This window comes from Acinetobacter colistiniresistens (assembly GCF_024582815.1).
In the GTDB taxonomy this organism is placed as follows: Bacteria; Pseudomonadota; Gammaproteobacteria; order Pseudomonadales; family Moraxellaceae; genus Acinetobacter.
Window position 1 is genome coordinate 176975 of the sequence record NZ_CP102099.1, and the last position, 23259, is coordinate 200233.

At 43.3% G+C, this 23259-nt stretch carries 19 protein-coding genes, 2 tRNA genes and 2 rRNA genes; 10 read left to right on the forward strand and 13 right to left on the reverse strand.

Annotation, left to right across the window (positions count from 1 at the left end; genetic code table 11):
- Positions 1-29: 29 nt before the first annotated feature.
- The 7 genes from NQU59_RS00825 to NQU59_RS00855 all read right to left on the reverse strand — a co-directional run bounded on the left by NQU59_RS00825 (position 30) and on the right by NQU59_RS00855 (position 8349).
- A 23S ribosomal RNA gene (locus tag NQU59_RS00825) occupies positions 30-2918 on the reverse strand.
- A gap of 408 nt (positions 2919-3326) precedes the next feature.
- Positions 3327-3402: transfer RNA gene (locus NQU59_RS00830), tRNA-Ala, on the reverse strand.
- A gap of 55 nt (positions 3403-3457) precedes the next feature.
- Positions 3458-3534, reverse strand: a tRNA-Ile gene (locus NQU59_RS00835).
- A gap of 59 nt (positions 3535-3593) precedes the next feature.
- Positions 3594-5131: ribosomal RNA gene (locus NQU59_RS00840) — 16S ribosomal RNA — on the reverse strand.
- Together the 16S and 23S rRNA genes with 2 tRNA genes alongside form the textbook arrangement of a ribosomal RNA operon.
- Before the next feature lie 410 nt (positions 5132-5541).
- Positions 5542-6603, reverse strand: coding sequence for a DUF6670 family protein (locus NQU59_RS00845; RefSeq protein WP_096911398.1), 1062 nt, complete (start codon positions 6601-6603; stop codon positions 5542-5544).
- A 16-nt stretch (positions 6604-6619) separates the two neighbouring features.
- Complete coding sequence (pssA, locus tag NQU59_RS00850; RefSeq protein WP_096911397.1) at positions 6620-7453, reverse strand: CDP-diacylglycerol--serine O-phosphatidyltransferase; 834 nt, start codon at positions 7451-7453, stop codon at positions 6620-6622.
- A gap of 38 nt (positions 7454-7491) precedes the next feature.
- A complete protein-coding gene (locus tag NQU59_RS00855; protein WP_005239816.1) occupies positions 7492-8349 on the reverse strand; it encodes a 23S rRNA (adenine(2030)-N(6))-methyltransferase RlmJ in 858 nt (285 codons plus the stop codon).
- A 117-nt stretch (positions 8350-8466) separates the two neighbouring features.
- Between NQU59_RS00855 and NQU59_RS00860 the strand changes: the two genes are divergently transcribed.
- Both NQU59_RS00860 and NQU59_RS00865 read left to right on the forward strand, forming a co-directional pair.
- Positions 8467-9090 (forward strand): 2OG-Fe(II) oxygenase, encoded by a 624-nt coding sequence (locus NQU59_RS00860; RefSeq protein WP_005239817.1) that lies wholly within the window; start codon positions 8467-8469, stop codon positions 9088-9090.
- Between the two features lie 79 nt (positions 9091-9169).
- Complete coding sequence (locus NQU59_RS00865; protein ID WP_005239819.1) at positions 9170-9697, forward strand: hypothetical protein; 528 nt, start codon at positions 9170-9172, stop codon at positions 9695-9697.
- Between the two features lie 31 nt (positions 9698-9728).
- Here NQU59_RS00865 and NQU59_RS00870 read toward each other — a convergent pair whose 3' ends face one another.
- The 4 genes from NQU59_RS00870 to NQU59_RS00885 all read right to left on the reverse strand — a co-directional run bounded on the left by NQU59_RS00870 (position 9729) and on the right by NQU59_RS00885 (position 13988).
- Entirely contained in the window at positions 9729-9971 is a 243-nt protein-coding gene (locus tag NQU59_RS00870; RefSeq protein ID WP_005278893.1) for a DUF2789 family protein, read from the reverse strand.
- Positions 9972-10128: 157 nt separating this feature from the next.
- Positions 10129-11115 (reverse strand): malate dehydrogenase, encoded by a 987-nt coding sequence (locus NQU59_RS00875; protein WP_005226708.1) that lies wholly within the window; start codon positions 11113-11115, stop codon positions 10129-10131.
- Between the two features lie 167 nt (positions 11116-11282).
- The gene (locus NQU59_RS00880; protein WP_005239824.1) at positions 11283-11951 is read right to left on the reverse strand and encodes a ribonuclease T2 family protein; all 669 of its coding nucleotides are present in this window, start codon (positions 11949-11951) and stop codon (positions 11283-11285) included.
- A gap of 45 nt (positions 11952-11996) precedes the next feature.
- Positions 11997-13988 carry a lytic transglycosylase domain-containing protein gene (locus tag NQU59_RS00885; protein WP_096911396.1) on the reverse strand — a complete coding sequence of 664 codons (1992 nt, stop codon included), beginning with the start codon at positions 13986-13988 and terminating at the stop codon, positions 11997-11999.
- Positions 13989-14204: 216 nt separating this feature from the next.
- Here NQU59_RS00885 and miaB point away from each other — a divergent pair, with 216 nt between their 5' ends.
- From miaB to NQU59_RS00905, 4 genes are all read left to right on the forward strand, one after another.
- Positions 14205-15656, forward strand: a complete 1452-nt coding sequence (gene miaB / locus NQU59_RS00890; protein ID WP_005239826.1) for a tRNA (N6-isopentenyl adenosine(37)-C2)-methylthiotransferase MiaB — start codon at positions 14205-14207, stop codon at positions 15654-15656.
- Between the two features lie 39 nt (positions 15657-15695).
- Positions 15696-16769: a PhoH family protein gene (locus tag NQU59_RS00895; RefSeq protein ID WP_005239827.1), complete on the forward strand. Its 1074-nt coding sequence runs from the start codon at positions 15696-15698 to the stop codon at positions 16767-16769.
- A 297-nt stretch (positions 16770-17066) separates the two neighbouring features.
- The gene (gene ybeY, locus NQU59_RS00900; RefSeq protein ID WP_005239828.1) at positions 17067-17552 is read left to right on the forward strand and encodes an rRNA maturation RNase YbeY; all 486 of its coding nucleotides are present in this window, start codon (positions 17067-17069) and stop codon (positions 17550-17552) included.
- Between the two features lie 11 nt (positions 17553-17563).
- Positions 17564-17863, forward strand: coding sequence for an antibiotic biosynthesis monooxygenase family protein (locus NQU59_RS00905; protein WP_005239829.1), 300 nt, complete (start codon positions 17564-17566; stop codon positions 17861-17863).
- Between the two features lie 118 nt (positions 17864-17981).
- Here NQU59_RS00905 and NQU59_RS00910 read toward each other — a convergent pair whose 3' ends face one another.
- Entirely contained in the window at positions 17982-18869 is an 888-nt protein-coding gene (locus tag NQU59_RS00910) for an energy transducer TonB (protein WP_005239830.1), read from the reverse strand.
- Between the two features lie 243 nt (positions 18870-19112).
- Between NQU59_RS00910 and NQU59_RS00915 the strand changes: the two genes are divergently transcribed.
- The 3 genes from NQU59_RS00915 to NQU59_RS00925 all read left to right on the forward strand — a co-directional run bounded on the left by NQU59_RS00915 (position 19113) and on the right by NQU59_RS00925 (position 21359).
- The gene (locus NQU59_RS00915; RefSeq protein WP_096911394.1) at positions 19113-19793 is read left to right on the forward strand and encodes a hypothetical protein; all 681 of its coding nucleotides are present in this window, start codon (positions 19113-19115) and stop codon (positions 19791-19793) included.
- Between the two features lie 197 nt (positions 19794-19990).
- Entirely contained in the window at positions 19991-20695 is a 705-nt protein-coding gene (locus NQU59_RS00920) for a DUF3108 domain-containing protein (RefSeq protein ID WP_005239834.1), read from the forward strand.
- An 88-nt stretch (positions 20696-20783) separates the two neighbouring features.
- A complete protein-coding gene (locus tag NQU59_RS00925) occupies positions 20784-21359 on the forward strand; it encodes a xanthine phosphoribosyltransferase (protein WP_005239835.1) in 576 nt (191 codons plus the stop codon).
- Positions 21360-21408: 49 nt separating this feature from the next.
- On the opposite strand, the gene NQU59_RS00930 is transcribed toward NQU59_RS00925, so the two are convergent.
- On the reverse strand, positions 21409-22233 hold the full coding sequence (locus NQU59_RS00930; RefSeq protein WP_257064581.1) for a YwqG family protein: 825 nt from the start codon (positions 22231-22233) through the stop codon (positions 21409-21411).
- A gap of 171 nt (positions 22234-22404) precedes the next feature.
- Here NQU59_RS00930 and thyA point away from each other — a divergent pair, with 171 nt between their 5' ends.
- Positions 22405-23247: a thymidylate synthase gene (gene thyA / locus NQU59_RS00935; protein WP_005239837.1), complete on the forward strand. Its 843-nt coding sequence runs from the start codon at positions 22405-22407 to the stop codon at positions 23245-23247.
- The last annotated feature ends 12 nt before the right edge of the window (positions 23248-23259 follow it).

Here is a 23259-nt window from a genome sequence, read left to right on the forward strand (position 1 = left end):
CTTGAATACAACAACTGTTTGGGTGTTGTATAGTCAAGCCTCACGAGCAATTAGTATTGGTCAGCTTCACACGTCACCGTGCTTCCACACCCAACCTATCAACGTCCTAGTCTCGAACGGCTCTTTAGAGGAATAAATTCCTAGGAAATCTTATCTTGAGGTAGGCTTCCCGCTTAGATGCTTTCAGCGGTTATCCCTTCCGAACATAGCTACCCGGCGATGCGACTGGCGTCACAACCGGTACACCAGAGGTTCGTCCACTCTGGTCCTCTCGTACTAGGAGCAGATCCTCTCAAATTTCCAGCGCCCACGGTAGATAGGGACCGAACTGTCTCACGACGTTCTAAACCCAGCTCGCGTACCTCTTTAAATGGCGAACAGCCATACCCTTGGGACCTGCTTCAGCCCCAGGATGAGATGAGCCGACATCGAGGTGCCAAACACCGCCGTCGATATGAACTCTTGGGCGGTATCAGCCTGTTATCCCCAGAGTACCTTTTATCCGTTGAGCGATGGCCCTTCCATACAGAACCACCGGATCACTAAGACCTACTTTCGTACCTGCTCGACTTGTGGGTCTCGCAGTTAAGCGCGCTTTTGCCTTTATACTCTACGCGTGATTTCCGACCACGCTGAGCGCACCTTCGTACTCCTCCGTTACTCTTTAGGAGGAGACCGCCCCAGTCAAACTACCCACCAGACATGGTCCTCGCCCCGGATTACGGGGCAGAGTTAGAACCTCAACATTACCAGGGTGGTATTTCAAGGACGGCTCCATTAGAACTAGCGTTCTAACTTCAAAGCCTCCCACCTATCCTACACAAGTAAGGTCAAAGTTCAATGTCAAGCTGCAGTAAAGGTTCACGGGGTCTTTCCGTCTAGCCGCGGGTACACTGCATCTTCACAGCGATTTCGATTTCACTGAGCCTCTGCTGGAGACAGCGCCGCCATCATTATGCCATTCGTGCAGGTCGGAACTTACCCGACAAGGAATTTCGCTACCTTAGGACCGTTATAGTTACGGCCGCCGTTTACTGGGGCTTCGATCAAGAGCTTCGCTTACGCTAACCCCATCAATTAACCTTCCAGCACCGGGCAGGCATCACACCCTATACGTCCACTTTCGTGTTTGCAGAGTGCTATGTTTTTAATAAACAGTTGCAGCGGCCTGGTTTCTGTGGCTGCCAATAGCTCAGGGAGCAAGTCCCATCACCGTCAGCAGCGTACCTTCTCCCGAAGTTACGGTACCATTTTGCCTAGTTCCTTCAGCAGAGTTCTCTCAAGCGCTTTGGTCTACTCGACCTGACCACCTGTGTCGGTTTCGGGTACGATTCCTGTGTAACTGAAGCTTAGAGACTTTTCCTGGAAGCATGGTATCAGCCACTTCACTGTACAAGTACAGCTTGCTATCAGCTCTCAGCATAGAGCACCCCGGATTTGCCTAAGATGCATGCCTACTGCCTTCCACCTGGACAACCAACGCCAGGCTGACTTAACCTTCTCCGTCCTCTCATCGCATTACACAGAAGTATTGGAATATTAACCAATTTCCCATTGACTACGCCTCTCGGCCTCGCCTTAGGGGTCGACTCACCCAGCCCCGATTAACGTTGGACTGGAACCCTTGGTCTTTCAGCGAACGGGTTTTTCACCCGTTTTGTCGTTACTCACGTCAGCATTCGCACTTCTGATACCTCCAGCATACTTCTCAATACACCTTCATCGGCTTACAGAACGCTCCCCTACCACTTGACTTAAAGTCAAATCCGCAGCTTCGGCACATAGTTTTAGCCCCGTTACATCTTCCGCGCAGGCCGACTCGACTAGTGAGCTATTACGCTTTCTTTAAAGGGTGGCTGCTTCTAAGCCAACCTCCTAGCTGTCTATGCCTTCCCACATCGTTTCCCACTTAACTATGATTTTGGGGCCTTAGCTGGCGGTCTGGATTGTTTTCCTCTTGACTACGGACGTTAGCACCCGCAGTCTGTCTCCCGGATAGTACTCATTGGTATTCGGAGTTTGCATCGGTTTGGTAAGTCGGGATGACCCCCTAGCCGAAACAGTGCTCTACCCCCAATGGTATTCGTCCGAGGCGCTACCTAAATAGCTTTCGGGGAGAACCAGCTATCACCAGGCTTGATTAGCCTTTCACCCCTATCCACAAGTCATCCCCTGGCTTTTCAACGACAGTGGGTTCGGTCCTCCAGTTAGTGTTACCCAACCTTCAACCTGCTCATGGATAGATCGCCTGGTTTCGGGTCTATACCCAGCAACTAAACGCCCTATTAAGACTCGATTTCTCTACGGCTCCCCTATGCGGTTAACCTTGCTACTGAATATAAGTCGCTGACCCATTATACAAAAGGTACGCAGTCACCGAACTAGTCGGCTCCCACTGCTTGTATGCATGCGGTTTCAGGATCTATTTCACTCCCCTCACAGGGGTTCTTTTCGCCTTTCCCTCACGGTACTGGTTCACTATCGGTCAGTCAGGAGTATTTAGCCTTGGAGGATGGTCCCCCCATATTCAGACAAGGTTTCACGTGCCTCGCCCTACTCGTCATCATTGTGTGTGCCCTTTCGTGTACGGGAATATCACCCTCTACGTTCGCACTTCCCAGAGCGTTCCACTAGAACACACACAACTTAATGGGCTGCTCCCCGTTCGCTCGCCGCTACTAAGGGAATCTCAATTGATTTCTTTTCCTAAGGGTACTGAGATGTTTCACTTCCCCTCGTTCGCTTCATAAGCCTATGTATTCAGCTTATGATACCCGCCTTGTAGCGGGTGGGTTCCCCATTCAGAAATCTCCGGATCAAAGGATATTTGCCGCCTCCCGGAGCTTTTCGCAGGCTATCACGTCTTTCATCGCCTCTGACTGCCAAGGCATCCACCACATGCACTTAATTACTTGACTATACAACCCCAAACAGTCGTTACACCTACAAGTGGGTGTAGCAACAGAATCAATGTAAACATTAATTCATACAGCTTGTTGTTTCGTGAACTTAATCACCGTACAGCTTCAATCTAAATTCATATACCAAAACGCTTGATTCAGTGTTTTTGCTAGTTCTCAGATTAACTCTTCATCTAACTGAAATACTTACGTATTACCGTTAGTGTCAAATTAATCGAGTTTGAACAATTTATTTCAGACTCAATTCTACTAATCTGTTAATGATTAACTACCACCTCGTCGGTGCGTAGTAAACTGTGATAAATCACAGAGATTAATAAACCAGTCAACTTGGACTGTATTCACTAAACTCTATAATCTTCTTAGCTTTGAATTAATTTCGTTCTTACAAACTCTTTTAATTCATGGTGGAGACTAGGAGAGTCGAACTCCTGACCTCCTGCGTGCAAAGCAGGCGCTCTACCAACTAAGCTAAGTCCCCAGCTTATCACTTAATGAACGACATATCTTTTAATCTAAGCTTCAGCAATCAGATTTGGTGGGTCTGACAAGACTTGAACTTGTGACCCCACGCTTATCAAGCGTGTGCTCTAACCAACTGAGCTACAGACCCTCAGATACATCTTCGAAGAACAACTTGTTGTGGATTCTTACCAGTCACCAATCTTTCGTTAAGGAGGTGATCCAGCCGCAGGTTCCCCTACGGCTACCTTGTTACGACTTCACCCCAGTCATCGGCCACACCGTGGTAAGCGTCCTCCTTGCGGTTAGACTACCTACTTCTGGTGCAACAAACTCCCATGGTGTGACGGGCGGTGTGTACAAGGCCCGGGAACGTATTCACCGCGGCATTCTGATCCGCGATTACTAGCGATTCCGACTTCATGGAGTCGAGTTGCAGACTCCAATCCGGACTACGATCGGCTTTTTGAGATTAGCATCCTATCGCTAGGTAGCAACCCTTTGTACCGACCATTGTAGCACGTGTGTAGCCCTGGCCGTAAGGGCCATGATGACTTGACGTCGTCCCCGCCTTCCTCCAGTTTGTCACTGGCAGTATCCTTAAAGTTCCCGACATTACTCGCTGGCAAATAAGGAAAAGGGTTGCGCTCGTTGCGGGACTTAACCCAACATCTCACGACACGAGCTGACGACAGCCATGCAGCACCTGTATCTAGATTCCCGAAGGCACCAATCCATCTCTGGAAAGTTTCTAGTATGTCAAGGCCAGGTAAGGTTCTTCGCGTTGCATCGAATTAAACCACATGCTCCACCGCTTGTGCGGGCCCCCGTCAATTCATTTGAGTTTTAGTCTTGCGACCGTACTCCCCAGGCGGTCTACTTATCGCGTTAGCTGCGCCACTAAAGCCTCAAAGGCCCCAACGGCTAGTAGACATCGTTTACGGCATGGACTACCAGGGTATCTAATCCTGTTTGCTCCCCATGCTTTCGTACCTCAGCGTCAGTATTAGGCCAGATGGCTGCCTTCGCCATCGGTATTCCTCCAGATCTCTACGCATTTCACCGCTACACCTGGAATTCTACCATCCTCTCCCATACTCTAGCTTCCCAGTATCGAATGCAATTCCCAAGTTAAGCTCGGGGATTTCACATCCGACTTAAAAAGCCGCCTACGCACGCTTTACGCCCAGTAAATCCGATTAACGCTCGCACCCTCTGTATTACCGCGGCTGCTGGCACAGAGTTAGCCGGTGCTTATTCTGCGAGTAACGTCCACTATCCTAGAGTATTAATCTAAGTAGCCTCCTCCTCGCTTAAAGTGCTTTACAACCATAAGGCCTTCTTCACACACGCGGCATGGCTGGATCAGGCTTCCGCCCATTGTCCAATATTCCCCACTGCTGCCTCCCGTAGGAGTCTGGGCCGTGTCTCAGTCCCAGTGTGGCGGATCATCCTCTCAGACCCGCTACAGATCGTCGCCTTGGTAGGCCTTTACCCCACCAACTAGCTAATCCGACTTAGGCTCATCATTTAGCGCAAGGTCCGAAGATCCCCTGCTTTCTCCCGTAGGACGTATGCGGTATTAGCATTCCTTTCGGAATGTTGTCCCCCACTAAATGGCAGATTCCTAAGCATTACTCACCCGTCCGCCGCTAGGTTAGGTAGCAAGCTACCCTTCCCCGCTCGACTTGCATGTGTTAAGCCTGCCGCCAGCGTTCAATCTGAGCCATGATCAAACTCTTCAGTTTAAAATCATTAGTAGCTTATGGCTACAAATCTTGGCTCATCAATTTTCTGACTAAAAATTCGCTCAAATAAACTTCGAGAAATTTCTACTCTTCAATCAATGAAATATTTTCGATTGATCAACTAGTAAAAATCCACACAAGTTGTTCTTCTATTCTCTTAATGATCTTCTCGATGATTCGTCATCATCAAGCTAGGTCGGCTATATTACTCTCAATTTCTTAAAAGTCAACAGGTAATTTAGATATTTAGCAAACTTATCAATCAACTCAAGAATCTAACCTTTTCAGCCAAATCCTTGTTTCTCAACAAGTTTTTATCTGCATCACCGCCGATGGATGTGCATTCTACAGCATTCCTGACCCGTTGCAACTGCTTTATTCAAATTTATTTAAATTATTGCATCGACCGATTATTTTTTACACAAATACGGCTGAAAATGTGCGATTTGGTCGATTATTTGCTCAGTTTTATTTTTTTCTTGCCAGTGTAACGGCCTGCAATCAATATATTCACAGTATCCAGTGCCCTCATAGTTTTCATTTCCCCATAAGAGTTGATAGTGAAAGCTGCCCACATAGCCTGCAGCCAAACCAAATTTATAATCGCCCCGACTTTGAGCTTTCAATTGAAAGACAACTTCATCCTTTTCCGAATATTGCCAGATAAATTCTCGCGGTAAATACATGTCACGTCCATTGGGTGTTTGCACCTTTGGATAAACACGGCTGACATCAAAAATCACTTGATGATCATAAAGTACCGAATGTTGTTCATTCGACTGAATTTCAATGCGAGAAAAAATGATGTTATTCCATTGATTTCTAAGTTCAGACAAGATGATCTGAAAGTCTGAATTTACCTGAATAATTTGATAGGTAAAAAAGTGAAAAGCAATAAAAGGTAAATAGATGGCTCGGGCATGTTTTAAAATTCCTTGCGCCTCAATTTGATATTTTTGTTTTTTATAAATGATTTCACCTTCACATTGGCAACGCACATACCAGTAATCCCCGACTCCCCATTGCAAAGCCGAATGGTTTTCAATGTCCTTGCCAATATTTACTTTGAGTTGGCAACTAAGTTCTTCATCATTACGCTTAAAATAATAATTAGGGAAATCAACCTGGATATGATCGACATCCAAAAACTGATAACGATCTTGCTCTAATTGACACTGCTCTTTAGCGCTATAACTTTTAAGATGTCCAACAGTGGATAAACTACTGGCAACTAGAACCGTCGCAGTGTCGATTGCAGTCGTAGTAATGGCACTGGCGTTATAACAAATCGGAATACGGGGTTGCCCAATCAGGCTAATGAAATTTAAGTAATGAAAAGGTTCAGGCAAATTGGGCAAGATCAACGCTTGATAGACGATCTTAAATAAGCCTTTAGGCGGGTGAAACGTTAAAGCATCTGACTTATTGAGGTTCAGCTGCTTTAATTGATTGTTATTCATCAATATTGGCATACTGAACCTCCATATTTTAAGTTGTTATTTTGGCATCATTCTTTTTGGCAAATAGTGTCGTTACAAATCCTGAAAGGACATAAAGGATACAGACAATCAATATCCCTACAGGAATGTTGTACGTGATTGCAGCAAAAATCAAGACCACAGGTAACATCACGACGAAAGGTACACGCTTACGATCCATTTGTTTAAATGAATAGTACTTGATGTTGGAAATCATCAATAAACCCACCGCAACCATGACCACTGAGTTAATCACCTGAATCACAATATCTTTTAAATCAAAGATGAATGGGTAATCACGCCCTACCCAGACCAATGAAATCACGGTCACCGCTGCAAGTGGACTGGCGATACCAATAAAGTACCGCTTATCGACCACACCAATCTGTACATTAAAACGCGCTAGGCGGAACGCTGCACAAGCCGTATAGATAAAGCAGCAGGCTAAACCGATACGTCCCAGATCATGCAAGCTCCAGCTATACATCAAGATCGCAGGAGCAACACCAAAGGCCAACAGGTCAGAAAGCGAATCATATTGCTCACCGAATGCACTTTGTGCACCAATGGCACGTGCTACACGACCATCTAAACCATCCAGCAATGCAGCCAAGAAAATGGCATAAATCGCTTGGTTAAAATTTCCATTCATGCTGGCAATAATGGAATAAAAACCAGAAAGCAGTGCAGCCGTTGTAATGAGATTCGGCCATAAATAAATACCACGGCGTTTCACTTTTTGTCCTTCGTGCGTATGCTCTTCTTCTTCTACTTCAAAAGTGATTCCATCAAAAGAATGATCATCTTTATTTAACTCAGAATCAGGTTTAAGAGAATTTGTCATTATTTTCAATTCCTCGAGAATATTTGGATGTTGATGGGTTATTCACCCACCAACCAACGCACAGCGGCATGTCCACCAGTTTCATTCATACGTAGATGTGGAAATAACCATTGTAATGCTTGATCCGCATCTTCCGAGAATTTCCAAGGCGGGTTAATTACCAATAAACCACAACCATTTAATCCAACTGGCGTGTCATCTGGCCATACACAAATTTCACAAATCAACTGACGGCGAATTCCAGTTTTAAGCATTTTCTTTTCAAAACGCTCAATCATCGCGCGATCTTTAATTGGATACCATACGGCAAATACACCCGTTGGCCATTTTTTATGTGCAGCCTGGAGTATTTCAACCAATTGTGGGAAATCTTTACGCTCGATTTCGTAAGGAGGGTCGATCATGACCAATCCGCGCTTTTCTTTAGGCGGAATAACGCCCATCAGACCTTCATAAAAATCACGTTCATGTAAGCCCGCACGTTTATCGCGAATATTAAAATACAGCTGTTGAAATACATCACGCTGCATTTCAAATATAGTCGCTTTATCCATCTCACGCATGCCTTCAAGAGCAAACCAAGGTGAACCTGGATAAGCACCTTTACCCGAACCTGCTCGCATATCTTCAACAATTTTAAGATATTGTTTTACACCTTCAGGCGCATTGCGTTTAATCGAATCGTCAAGCTTGACCAAACGATGGATACCCGTTAAGAATTCACCTGATTTTTGTGCTTCAGACGTAGATAAATCATATTTACCTGCACCACCATGGGTATCGATATATCGATAAGGTTTATCTTTAGCATTTAAACGAGCGAGTAGTTGAAGCAAAAGTACATGCTTCATAACATCGGCAAAGTTACCCGCATGGAAATGGTGACGGTAATTCATGTTAACAATTATTCCTCAATTCAGCGGGTAGTTTAACATGAAAGAAAAAAGTATTCTTTAGCGTTGATGTGATCGTCTAAAATTGTCCTGTAATCAAACCGATGCCACTGGAGTGCCATGCAAGCAACCTCTTTTCCCCAAGCATTCAATCTTCAGTCTTGGAATTTGGACCACGTCCTGAATGATTTAAATGAATTTGGTTTTGCCTTGATTGATCAAGTGTATTCAGATGAATACGTACATGCACTTGCACATGAATGTAGCGCTCATCTTGCCGAATTCAGAGCAGCAGGGATACAAAATGGCGTAGTCAGCCATATCCGCAGTGATCACATTTTATGGATTAATGAGCAACTCCCCATTGCACAACAACATTTACAAACCTTAGAACACTTATCGCAAGCCTTGAATCAGGCCTTCTATTTAGGTATTCAAGAAGTTGAGGCCCATTTTGCCTGTTATAACGCAGGTGAGTTTTATGCTTTGCATCGAGATAATCCACAGCAGAAAAATGACCGAATGATTTCCACCGTGTTCTATTTACATGAATGCTGGCAAGAGGAATGGGGTGGGCAATTACGCTTACAAGATAAGCAGGATCAATGGCATATTATCCAGCCACAACCCAATCGTCTGGCTATTTTTCAAAGTGATGTTTTACACGAAGTGTTGCTTTCCAAACAGCAACGCCTGTCAATCACCGCGTGGTTACGTAGTGGCAGTTCAATCTGGAATAACTAGGCTGTATTGATATTTCAGCCTTTAAATTGCTAAAAACAGCCTTATATACCTCGCATAACTGACGATTTTGGATCAATACATGTCGAATGAAACTAAACAAGTGATTGCTCGAATTGGTGAAACTGACCAACGCTTTTTAGAGGGCAATACACCTGAACTTGCTTTAGAACGTGCAGACCTGCGTTTACAATTGGTCATGCTCAGTCATGTTCGTCAGGAACAACTGCATTTCTTACAAGAAGCAATTGTGCTGCTTGAACAGGCGCGCATCGAATATGATGAAATGCCGTTAAGCTTATATTTAAATCTGTCGTTATATTTAGCCAAAGCCTATATGATTTATTTCGAGCTGACCAAGGAACAGCGTTTTGCGCTGATCACTCAGCAAATTTTAAAGCCTTTGGCGCACCATGAGCATTTAGATGTCTATTTCTTTTTGGCTTATGCCTCTGCAACCAAACAGGAACAAGCATTAACTCGCCACTGGTTAAAGAAATATACATCTTGCCTAGACCACGATCTGGAGTTACTACAGCTTCATCCTGCGTTTATTCAACTTCGTCAGGAAGACTGGTTTAAAACCCTCATTCAAAATAAAGCTCACTAATGTGAGCTTTATTTTTGCTTGGGCGAATCAATTATCGGGTACTGTCAACATGAAGTTGCTGATTCAGTTCATCAATCACAATCGCCCATTCATCATCTTTATCCCAATGACTCTTGAGAAAATCACGCTGCCCCGCACTCCAAAATTCAGCTTCATGCAACTTTTGGTCGGCACTCAGTTGATGAGTTCTCACAAAGTTTTCGATTGCTGCCTCATCTGCTCCAAGCCCGAGTTGCTCAAATAAAAGCTCAAGTGTCGGTTGCTGTTCAAACATTGTTATTCTCCAAGTGATGTCCTTTATCAAAATAATCTAACAGTAAATCACCTAGGTATGCAGCGCTAGGTCCATATTTTCTTGTTGTTTTTTGTTTTAACCGGTATAAAAAAAGCACTCTCATCGAGAGTGCTTTTCAATTTATCCAAAAGATAAATTATTTAACCATGTCAGCAATTGCTGCACGTTCTTCTTCAAGCTCATTCAGCGTGAAGTTGATACGCTCACGGCTGAACTCATCAATTTCTAAGCCTTGAACGATTTTGTATTCACCGTTTTCAGTCGTCACAGGGAAACCGAACATTACGCCTTCTGGAATACCATAAGAACCATCAGATGGAATACCCATAGTTACCCATTTGCCGTTTGTGCCCAACGCCCAATCACGCATATGATCGATTGCAGCATTTGCAGCTGAAGCCGCTGAAGACAAACCACGCGCTTCGATGATCGCAGCACCACGTTTACCAACAGTTGGAAGGAACACATCTTTGTTCCATGCCGCATCGTTGATTTTGTCTTTTAAGCTTACGCCATTTGCAGTGGCAAAACGGTAGTCTGCATACATTGTTGGAGAGTGGTTACCCCAAACTGTCATGTTTTCGATGTCAGAAACTGCCACGCCTGCTTTTTGAGCAAGTTGAGTCAAGGCACGATTGTGGTCAAGACGCAACATTGCGGTAAAGTTTTTCGCTGGAAGATCTGGAGCAGATTTCATTGCGATGTATGCATTGGTGTTTGCCGGGTTACCAACAACCAATACTTTAACGTCACGACTTGCAACTTCATTGAGTGCTTGGCCTTGACCGATAAAGATTTCGCCATTCACTTTTAACAAGTCCGCACGTTCCATACCTGGACCACGTGGGCGAGAACCAACCAATAACGCGTAGTCAGCATCTTTGAATGCAACTTTAGGATCATCAGTCCCGATCATGCCTGCCAATAATGGGAAAGCACAGTCATCAAGTTCCATCATCACGCCTTTAAGCGCTTGTTGAGCTTTCTCAAAAGGAACTTCAAGCAATTGTAAAATGACTGGTTGATCTTTGCCTAACATTTCACCGCTTGCGATACGGAATAATAAGCTATAACCAATTTGACCAGCAGCGCCTGTAACGGCAACACGAACGGGTTGCTTCATGTGATATTCTCCAATGAGATGCGTTTGCACGATTGAACGCTATTATTATTCAATCGAATTATCATAAACGGCAAAGATTGTACTCTAAAGCGAATACAGATGCATGTAAAAGAGAATGAATTTCAACGAAAGTCTAATAGAAAATACAAATCAAACTAGGTAAATACCTAGTAACTGCCTTTAATTGTAAATTCACTTGGACAGCCTGTTACAATATGGCTTGCGCATTGTTTATATTGACCATTTTTCTGATAACACACCCGAATTTCGGTCAAGACCGAATCAAATCTCGATGACTGACAAGTAAAGCGAATTCCATTCGGTGGTAATGAAGGATTCAATTTGACAAATTGCTGTCTAAGATTTTCTTTCTGTACTTCAATCGTATTGGGGCTGGTCAAATCTGCAGGAATTTTCAAACGTTCTGCAAAGTTAATAATGGTTCTAAAATATTGGCTGGCATTCATTGGCATACAACCACCCACATCTTGCCATAACTGTATGCGCGCATTTTCATCAGGCATGACACGTGCAACTACTTTTGCCTGCAACGGTGATAACTTGGCAGAAGTTTTAGTTGAGCAATCCCGGTTTAAAGGTACTTCAGGCAATAGGCTGGCAATAGTCAGCGAATAACCTTCCAGACATTTCCGTTGCTTTTGTCTTGACGAGTCAAAAGAGCATGCTGCCGGTGTCATTTGTACATGCATGACATAACCAGCAACATCAGGATTACTCGCAGCGTGCGATGGCGCAGTAAAAGAGAAGATTGCAGCACAGCTTAATATCTGTGCCACGCTCATCAACTGCGTTTTGAGTAACTGGATTGATTTCATCAAATGCAAAAACTTCATTGTTTCACTTAAACATCTGGCTGTGTCTTAAGGCCCACTGCGTACCGGAATCGTGCTCATGCGTTTTTCCAACGATTGTGCACCTTGCCCTAATACCACACCATAATGGGTAGCATTGGTCATGACATGTTTTACATAGTCACGTGTTTCCAGTAATGGAATGGTTTCTGTGTATTGATCCGCTGCCATATTCTGGGCATCAGGTTGCCAGCGACGTGCACGATTTGGGCCCGCGTTATAACCTGCTGTTGCCAATACCGCATTACCGCTCAACTGACTTTGAATCATTGAAAGATAATAGGTGCCATAACGAATATTGGTATTCATCTCACTCAAGGCTGCCGGGTTATAAGTTTCACCCATTTGTCTTGCGATCAGTTTGGCAGTGTTCGGCATAATCTGCATTAAACCTCCTGCCCCAACATGAGAACGTGCAGAAGTGACAAAACGGCTTTCTTGGCGCATTAAACCATAGGCCCATGCTGGATCAATACCGGCATTGTAACTATGGCTAGTCACATTGCTACGATGTGGTGTGGCAAAACGATAGGTGTCATTATGCCGCGATGTGGTACGATCAGCGGCATAAATGGCACGATCATACCAACCCATATCATGCGCACGTTTTGCAGCGGCTAAAAGCAGACCATCGTCGTGTTGCAAATACGCTTGACGCACTGCCCAGTTCCATTCACGGTTGGTATAGTTCGCAGGTGCATTCACATCTCTAAGGGCAAATGCACGTCTAAAATGAATATTTTGATTTAAACGCTGTGTATCTTGCGTACTTGGTTGTTCGTTATATGGCTGATGATTATAGCGCTCACCTAAGCGGTCTTTTGCCAACAGGTTATGGTAATCATCGCCAGCCTGTGCCAGTTTGCGATAGATCTGTTGCGCTGCCTGTTTTGACCCACCGTCAGAACGTTGCTCCGATGCACGTGCTAACCAATACTGCCAACGATCTTCCTGCTTTTGCGTGACTGACATGGCATCAATCGCACGAATCAAACTTTCCCAAGCGCCAAAGCGAATCGCCTGACGTGCATAAATTTCTGCTTCTTCTGGACTTAATGGATAACCATAACTTTGGTCGTAGGCATTTAGGACTTCACGATTAAAGCCATTTTTCATTACGGTAGTACCACCAACATAACCAATGGTACGATACAAATATTGCTGGACTGGCTGCGGCACACCTTGAGCAGCACGCTGTACATTGCCCAAAGCATTGGTTAAATCGCTATCTGCAACACGGCCTAAAGCAAAAATCAAATAGGCATAATCGGCATCATTTGATTTCGGTGCGCTCCACAAATAACCCAATGGATTGGCTTGAATTTGATTGAACTGTGCTAAAGAAAGGTTCAAACCCATGGTTTGAGCAGTGGCAATCGCAGGGCCTGATTGCCCTGCTCGTAGTTGTCCCCAAAGTCTTTGTTGACGATCTTGAGTAGTCATTAAAGGACTAGACAACATCAAGCGACCTAAACCATTACACGCTTCAGGCTGAGAATTAGTGGTAAGCCAAACGTCTTTGTATTCAGCAAAAACCAGACTATCGCCTGTTTTGGCACGGACTTGCGCAACAGCACAACTTTCTTCTTGGTCTGGATTGGTGACATAACTCAGTACAGGCTTGGCATCGGCAAAGCTACCGAGTTTGACTTTTTCTTCGACATAATCCGCAGAGAGTTTTTCTGCCATCGCCGATTGTGGATAGCGCTGCGCATAGCTAATAATTGAAGATGCAGGTTGAAAACCCAGATTGGTATTGAGTTTCCAATATTCAGGGTAGTAACCTAAAACATCATTTTGCATTTCAAATTGGTATTGATCGAGCAATGCCGTATTATTGGCATTAGCAGCACGCAATGCATCATTAAATTGTTCATCTAAAGCATAGACAGACGAGCAGGCGATCACTCCCCCCACTGCAATAAAACAACGGAAGCTCTTCTTGTTATTCAATTTATGAGTTAGGGTTGTTCTAAAATCACGCTGCTTTTTCATCTTCATCAATATCTATGCCTAATTTTGCCCAGCCATTATAGTGTAATAAGTCTCGCCTTCCACTATTGTTGTGTTATGTAAATTACTGATTCATATTCATTAAAATTCACACAATTTTATTCACAAACTGTCCATTTTTGTCAGTTTTTTATTCTCTCCGTTCCGTTTAAAATACTGCTATAATCCGCCGTTTATTTAAATCCACCCTGTTTAGGAGCCTGCATGACGGTTCAAACATTCATTCCCAGTGCTGTAAAAGCTGCTTCAGAAAACACTGTTACCCAGCCAATGCACACCGCTGATGTTTCAATCAAGAAATTGTTTATTGAAACTCAAGGGTGTCAGATGAATGAGTATGACAGTCATCGTATGGCAGATTTATTGGGTGATTCACATGGCTATGTGCTGACTGACAATCCAAATGAAGCAGACATTCTGCTGATGAATACCTGCTCAATTCGTGAAAAAGCACAAGAGAAAGTATTTAGTGGTCTAGGTCGCTGGCGCAAATTGAAAGAACAGAATCCCGACCTCGTGATCGGCGTGGGAGGATGTGTTGCTTCTCAAGAAGGTGACAACATTCAAAAACGTGCCCCTTATGTGGATATGGTATTTGGTCCACAAACCCTGCATCGTTTACCTCAAATGCTGGATCAACACCAGGCACAAGTGGAAAAACCAAAGAAAGAAAAAATCAAATTGGTTGATATTTCTTTCCCCGATATTGAAAAGTTCGACTTTTTGCCAGAACCACGTGTCGAAGGCTTCAAGGCATTCGTTTCAATCATGGAAGGTTGCTCGAAGTACTGTTCATTCTGCGTAGTTCCTTATACCCGTGGCGAAGAAGTATCTCGTCCATTGGATGATGTGTTGGCAGAAATCGCTGGCTTGGCTGAAAAAGGCGTGCGTGAAATCAGCTTACTGGGTCAAAATGTAAATGGTTATCGTGGCGAAACCTTTGAGGGTGAAATTTGTACCTTCCCTGAATTATTGCGCCTCGTTGCAGAAATTCCAGGGATTGGTCGTCTACGCTATACCACTTCTCATCCACTTGAGTTCTCTGATGAACTGATCCAATGCTATCGTGATTTACCACAGATGGTTTCTCATTTACATCTGCCGGTACAAAGTGGTTCAAATGACGTACTTCAAGCGATGAAACGTAACCACACCATTGATGTCTATATCGATAAAATTGCCAAGTTACGTAAAGTCCGTCCGGATATGCATTTATCCAGCGATTTCATTATCGGTTTCCCAGGTGAAACAGATGCACATTTTGCTGAAACCTTACAGTTCATTAAAGATCTAGATTTCGACCACTCTTATAGTTTTGTCTATTCTAAGCGGCCAGGTACGCCAGCTTCTGACTTACCAGACAGCACGCCTGAGCAAGTGAAAAAAGATCGTTTGGCTCAAGTACAGGAAGTGATTAAACGCTCTAGTATCGATAAAACAGATGCCATGCTCGGTAAAATTGAGCGTGTGCTGATTGAAAAGGTTTCTGATAAAGATCCAAATGTTTTAATTGGTACAGCAGACAATACACGTTTAGTGACATTTATCGGTGATGCCGCGTGGATTGGGCGTTTCGCAGAGATTGAGATCACGGAAATTAAAACTTTAAATTTAGTTTACGGAGAACTCTTGAATCTTGAACCTGACGTGGCGTAATGTAAGGGTATTCCTACAGAGCAACAAAAAGGGTTTATCTTGACTGCAGCGATTCGACGTACAGTAACGTTCCCTGAGATTCAATTGGAACGTTTGAAAAGCATGCTCGGTGCGTATAACGGGCATTTAAAACAAATCGAACAACGTTTAGATGTCAAAATTACTCACCGTGGCGATGCCTTTTATCTCGATGGTGATATAGAAGCGGTCGAAAGAGCCGAAGCACTATTGCAACGGCTCTATCAAGAATCAGAAATTTCCTCACAAATTAGTGCCGATGTGATTCATTTGATGATCCAAGGTTCACAGACAGATCGTGAACTGATGGATGATTCAGATCAGGAGCATACTGGTGTCGATAGCGTTTGGTTACAGACCCGCAAAGGGCGAATTAATCCACGCGGTGCCAATCAAAAACGCTATGTACAACGTATTTTACAAAGCGATATTTCCTTCGGTATTGGCCCAGCCGGGACAGGTAAAACTTATCTGGCGGTTGCTGCTGCGGTTGATATGCTGGAACGCAATGAAATTCAGCGGATCTTACTGGTTCGTCCAGCTGTTGAGGCGGGTGAAAAGCTCGGTTTCTTACCTGGTGATCTTACCCAGAAAATTGACCCCTACTTACGCCCGCTTTACGATGCGCTGTATGAAATGCTGGGCTTTGAAAAAGTCGCCAAACTGATTGAACGTCAAGTGATTGAGGTTGCTCCGCTCGCCTACATGCGCGGACGTACCCTGAACCACTCATTTGTCATTTTAGATGAAGCACAAAACACCACTCCTGAACAGATGAAAATGTTCCTGACCCGTTTAGGTTTTGGTTCACGTGCCGTGATTACGGGTGACGTGACGCAGGTTGACTTACCGCGTGGGCAACAATCAGGTTTAGCACAAGCATTACGTGTCCTTGAAAATGTCCATGAGATTCATATCACCCGTTTCCATTCACGTGATGTAGTTCGACATCAATTGGTACAAAAAATTGTTGAAGCTTACGAAGGTTGGGACAGTGAACAGCAACGCCTGTCTGCTGAAGCCCGTGCCGAACGCAAAGCCAAACAAGAAGCGCTGATCGCAGAAAATGATGAGAAAGCGGATGCTCAGTATTAAACAATATTGACCTAATTCGATACTCGGAACCGTCATTCGCAACCTGAGCGAAGATAAACTAAGCGATGCTTTGTCTGAGCGCAAGATGAACAGCTATGCTGTGAAGGAAGGATGCGGATCTGACCTTATAATCATGTAAAATCAGGTTTTACCTACTTTTGCCAAAACAAAAGTAGGTCACGCCGAAGGCTTATCCCAAACATGGATAAGCATGTGGCAGGATTCCACCGTGATCTTTATCTACATTTTTAGATTCAATCTAAGAATGTAGATGTCATTTATATCTAAGGATCTACTTTGAAAATCAATTTAAGTCTTCAACAAGACTTTCAAGCTGCTGAATTGCCACTCAAACGTGGTCAAATCAAAAAAAATATTGAAACTGCACTGCGTCACGTCGGTTTTGATGTCAATTGTGAAATTGGAATTGCCTGTGTTGATCTAGCTGAAAGCCACGAGCTCAATCTGCAATATCGCGAAAAAGATAAACCGACCAATGTACTGTCTTTCCCTAGTGATATTCCGGAGGAAATGCTCAGCTTACTCGATGCAGAGCCTTTAGGTGACTTGGTCATTTGTATTCCTGTGGTTTTACAAGAAGCTGCAGAACAACAAAAAATACCAAGTGATCATTTCACTCATCTACTGGTTCATGGCATTTTACATTTACTCGGTTATGATCATGAAACCAGTGAAGCTGAAGCAGAAGAAATGGAAGCTTTAGAAATTGAAATTCTAAAAAAACTCGGCATTGCCAATCCTTACCAAGCCGATGAAAACTAATTTAGGCTTCTATGTATATCGTTATTTTTAAAGCCACCATCAAACAGCTTGATGCAACTTACTCAGACATGGCTCAGAAGTTGAGAAATAAGGCTCTGAGTGAGTACCACTGTATCAAGTTTGAAGCCTGTAATGAAAATGGCTTTGAAATTGCGTTGTCTTACTGGAACAGTCTTGAAGATATCAAGCAGTGGCAACGCGATGCAGAACATCTGGTTGCTCAGCGCTTAGGTAAAGAAAAATGGTATCAGGATTTTAGTGTCGAAATCTGCACAGTTGAACGTGCTTATTCAAGTCAAAATGGCTTGTGAATAAACGCAAACTTATCCACACATTAAATAAAAAACGGCTAAATCTAGCCGTTTTTTTATTTCTCAAAGTCGAAGAAAGACCAAATGCTCTATGCTACATCACCCTTCAAGAATGCTATTAATGCACTTCAAACTCAGCATCCACAGGATCAAAACGCCAGGTCCGAATAATCCTCAACTCAGAAATATCTTTTTTCATGGCCGCATCAAATGGACCAAAGGGTGCACCACGACGCACAGAAGCCTTTGCCGCCTCATCTAAAATTGCATGACCCGAGCTTTCAATTAAACGAATGGCCCGAATACCCCCTTCAGCATTGAGAATCACCATCAAACGAACCTCACCTGCCAAGTGCTGCTGTTTCGCCTCATCTGGATAGTAACGGTTGCCATAAAGTTCGACTTTTTGACGGAATTTATCCAGATAAGCGGCGGATGCATCTTGCTTGGCTTGAATGCCATCGACGGTTTTAATGCGCTGTTTACGGCTAAAATTCTGTTGGCGTTGTAAATATTGAGCTTCCAAGCTCGCGACCATGGCCGCTTTAGCTTGAAACTGACTTTGTAAATCATCCAAGGTCTTTTTACGTTCACTCTGTTCTGCTTGTTTTTGCCAGCTTAAAACCGTCATCAACACTTTTTCTTCAAATTTTAATTCTCGTTTTTGCTGAATTTTTTCCAGACTTTCTAACTCTTTCTCACCCGCAGTCGCATCGGCTTGCATCGGCGTAGGCATATCACTCGACATCCGATGCGCTTCGCGAAAGTCACCAGAACCGTGTTGATCGGCTTGTGCTAAAAAATCAGCCTCTTTGACTTTTTCTTGGCTCGGACGAACGGTTACTGCAATTTCTTTGGTTGATGTATCAGATGGCGATGGCATGGTAAATTGGATGGCAAGCACAGCAGCATGCATTAGCATCGCTAACAGCACCGCCCCAATAAAAATGGGATCTTGCCACCAAGAAGGAGACAATTCTGAACGAAAATTTATTTTATTCCACATGGTATTTAAGCGACAAAGAATGTCCCATCCCCAACGGTAGCACCGTACAAAACCCAACTAATATTCAATTTTTTACAAAAATGTGATCCACTTATGGTTACAGTGTTTCCATACCATCATTTTATGAAAATGTAGCAATTAATTTTGCTACACTGCAAGTCAGAAATTTATTTTTTATTTTTTAGTGAATACAACGATTGCGGCATTACATGGCTCATCAATTCACTTTCTGGAACAACTTTTATGCAAACGCTAATTTCATCCGTTGCTAAACGTCTACGTAAAGTTTACCAAAAAGCAGAAGAATTCATCGAAGAAGAAAGAGAATTTTCACTTTCCCAAGTTTTTGTAAATGCGACCATGGAGCGTTATGTCACCGAAAATGTCGGCATTATGCAAGACCTGCATGCCGATCTATATGATGGCTGGTTACGTTTATATACCACTTTAGATGTGAAAGGTTTGCATACCACGCTTTCGGTCGATTTGAAGTTGATTCAAATGGAAATGAATCAAAATGTCCAGCTAATGGTATTCGAGCAAATCAGTAACACGCAAGTGATTGAAGCCAAATTCAAAAATATCTTGCAGAAGTGGGGCTTTTATGTCGCGATCTGGTACTACCAAAAATTTCGTGAAGAAGATCCACTCGGTAAAATATTAGAACACTTTGAAGTGGTCAAAGTGAAAGATGACTTGCTTTATCTTGACCTAAACCGCTGGCTGGGTAAAAAAGCCAGCATTATTGAAACGCTGAGCAAAGTCCATGTCAATCGTGCCAGAGTTCGTCCTGCCGAGCTGATTGTTTGGGGCAACGTCAATCTCGCTGCAATTTTATCGCCCTCCAATGATGATGTCCTTGATGAGGATGACTTATCAGACAGTGAAGTCACACCTATCCAGCAAAAAGACGGCAAAAAGTAAATTCGATGCGTTGTGGCATATCTTCAAGGTGCACAATATGCCACTGAAAAATACACATCTTCATGATTTATACGAAAAATTAACACGCGCTTAGTAAAAAACCTGATCTTTTCTACATAATCTACAGGCATAATATCTCTAAATCGTAATGATAAATGAGTGGTTCACTTATCACATCACTCAAAGGATAAAGTGTTATGACAAAGAAATTAATGAAAGTACTGGGTATTACTTCCGCAACCCTTCTCAGTGCAGGCTTATCTAGTCATGCACTGGCAATGGCACCCTTCCAAGCCAGCTATCAATTCAGCTACAACAATAAAAACCTAGGTTCGGCAACACGCACCCTGTCACAGCAAGGCAATAACTGGACCTATCAATTCAGTGCCAAAGCAGGAGGTATCGCCTCTGCTTCTGAAACCAGCCAATTTAGTTTTGCTGACAATAAAATCAACTCCCAAAAATTTAACCGTAGCAGCAAAATCCTGATTCATAGCAATAGCATGAGTATTAATTTCAACCCAAGCACCAAGGTTGTGAATACCAAAAAAGATGATACGGCGCGCTCATTTGCATGGCAGGCTGGAGCGCTGGATGAGCTGAATGCAGAGTTGCAAATCCGTGAGGACTTGAAAAACAATTCGCTGAAAACCAAATATCTGATTGCCGATGCCAAAGCTATTGATGAACGTCGCTTTGTGAAACAAGGTACTGAAAACATCAAGACCCCTTATGGTACATTTAGCACCATCAAAGTGGTGATGCAGCATGATAAACCTGAGCGCAATACGGTGTTCTGGTTAGCACCAAAACTTGACTATTTACCCGTCAAAATGGCGCATAACGATGGAAAATCATCATATGGTCTGCTTTTAACAGGCTATTCAGGTAAAACAAACTAAGCATCTGGTCAATTTTGGCTTGCATTTTTTTTGATGCTTTTTAAAATATGCCTTTGCTTGAACAAGCATCCGTTTAGAGGATTCTCCCGTGTACGCTTTAGAACAGAAAATCTTAAATGAAGGTATCGTTCTATCTGATCAGGTTTTGAAAGTTGATGCTTTCTTAAACCACCAAATCGATCCTGTGTTAATGCAGCTGATTGGTAAAGAGTTTGCCGCTCGCTTTAAAGATGCAGGTATTACTAAAATCATTACTATTGAAGCTTCAGGTATTGCACCTGCAATCATGGCAGGTTTAGAACTTGGCGTTCCTGTCATTTTCGCGCGTAAGTACCAGTCATTAACACTGAAAGACGACCTTTACCGTTCTAAAGTGTTCTCGTTTACCAAACAAACTGAAAGTACCATTGCCATTTCAAACAAGCACATCAGCTCAAGTGATAAAGCACTGGTGATTGATGACTTCTTGGCCAATGGTCAAGCAGCACTTGGTTTAATCGACTTGATTCACCAAGCCAAAGCAGAAGTGGTGGGTGTCGGTATCGTGATTGAAAAATCATTCCAGCCAGGCCGTGACGTACTGCTGGAAAAAGGCTATCGCGTTGAATCCTTAGCACGCGTTAAATCACTGGAAGGCGGCAAAGTTACTTTTGTTACTGAATAAGATTTAAGACCAATCAAAAAAGCGGATGATTACTCATCCGCTTTTTTATTTAACAACAATCCCAGTTATACAGCACTTTGGAAAAATCTCGTTTCTTTAGGTCTTCAGGATGAATAAAGAAATTCCCCACGCCTGAATCTCCCCACATAATCTCGTTTTCCGCATCATCAGTATCCAGCTGGAACAGCAGCACATAATCTTGAACTTTTTCATTATATTGACGTGGATCAGTTTGGGTAAAATAAGGATAACCGCCTAAACGATGCCCACTTGCGGAAGCGACTTCATCATAAGGTTCGATAAAATCATCTTCGAAATCACCACCTTCAAATTGATCTTCAAAATCATAAAGGTCTTCAACCCCTAAAATTTTCGGCGCAAAAGCAAAATCACCCAAACTGATCGACTGAGTGCTTAAAGCAAACTCAATCGAGTATTGTCCGGTAAAGGGCAAATAATCATCTTCGCCCAACTGAACTTCAGCGAAGTCTTGTTTTAATTGTGACGCATCCTCAAGCACTTGATCAAAGTACAACACTTTAAAACCCGATTGCTGCTGTTGGTCATCAAAGTTCATTCCATACAGATCATCAGCAGCGATATAGAACTGTAAAATTCCTTGATTAGGAAAGTCAGGTAAATTGGGGATTTCGGCAAAATTCAATTGCGCCAATAAAGCCAACGGATTGCCATTCGAATCGACTGGATAAGTCACATCCAGCGGTAAGTAAGGTTGTCCCCCAATTTTACTTTGCCATAAAGTTAACTCATCGCTGGGGGTTAGTTGCATGGTAACTGTTGGCAGAATAGTCGCCGAGATTTTTTCTAGGTAGGGCTGCACACTGTTCGGCAAAGTTTCTGGTTTAAAATTCATTCTGTTGGTTATCCCTCTACTTATTTATAGAATGTAATATAAAACAAGTAAATAAATTCAGATAGCGGTTAAACATCCTTCTGCGACAATAACTGACGCTCAATTGCAGCATTATTTCTGACATAAATTCTGATAAGATGAGCCCAGGCAAAATCTGCGGTAGGAATGACAATGCGTACATATTTAGACCTTTTACAACATATCTTGGACAATGGCGGCGACAAAGGTGACCGCACAGGCACAGGTACACGTTCAGTATTTGGTCATCAGATGCGTTTTGATCTTTCTAAAGGCTTTCCACTGCTCACCACCAAGAAAGTCCACTTCCGTTCGATTGTGATTGAGTTGCTTTGGTTCCTCAAAGGAGATACCAACGTTCAATATCTCAAAGACAATAAAGTAAGCATTTGGGATGAATGGGCAACTGCTGAGCAAACCGCACGTTTTGGTCGTCCTGAGGGTGAGCTTGGGCCAGTGTATGGTCATCAATGGCGTAACTTTGGCGCAACTCAAAATGAAGATGGTAGCTATCAACAGAATGGTTTTGATCAGATTCAATGGTTGATCAATGAAATCAAGACCAATCCAAATTCTCGTCGTTTGATCGTGTCTGGCTGGAACCCCAATGAAGCAGGCAAAGTGGCCTTACCACCTTGTCATACCTTGTTCCAGTTTTTTGTGCAAGACAACAAACTGTCATGCCAGCTCTATCAACGCAGTGCCGATGTATTCTTAGGTGTACCGTTTAATATTGCCAGCTATGCCCTGCTGACTCATATGATTGCACAAGTCTGTGGCTTAGGTGTGGGGGACTTTGTCTGGACAGGCGGAGATACTCATCTCTATGCCAACCACTTTGAGCAGGCACAATTACAGCTTAGCCGCGAGCCACTACCGTTGTGTCAATTAAAACTCAATCCTGAAATTACCGATATTTTTGACTTTAAATTTGAAGATATTGAAATTGTCGGTTATGAGTCACACCCTGCAATCAAAGCACCTGTCGCAGTTTAAATTGCTTAGTTA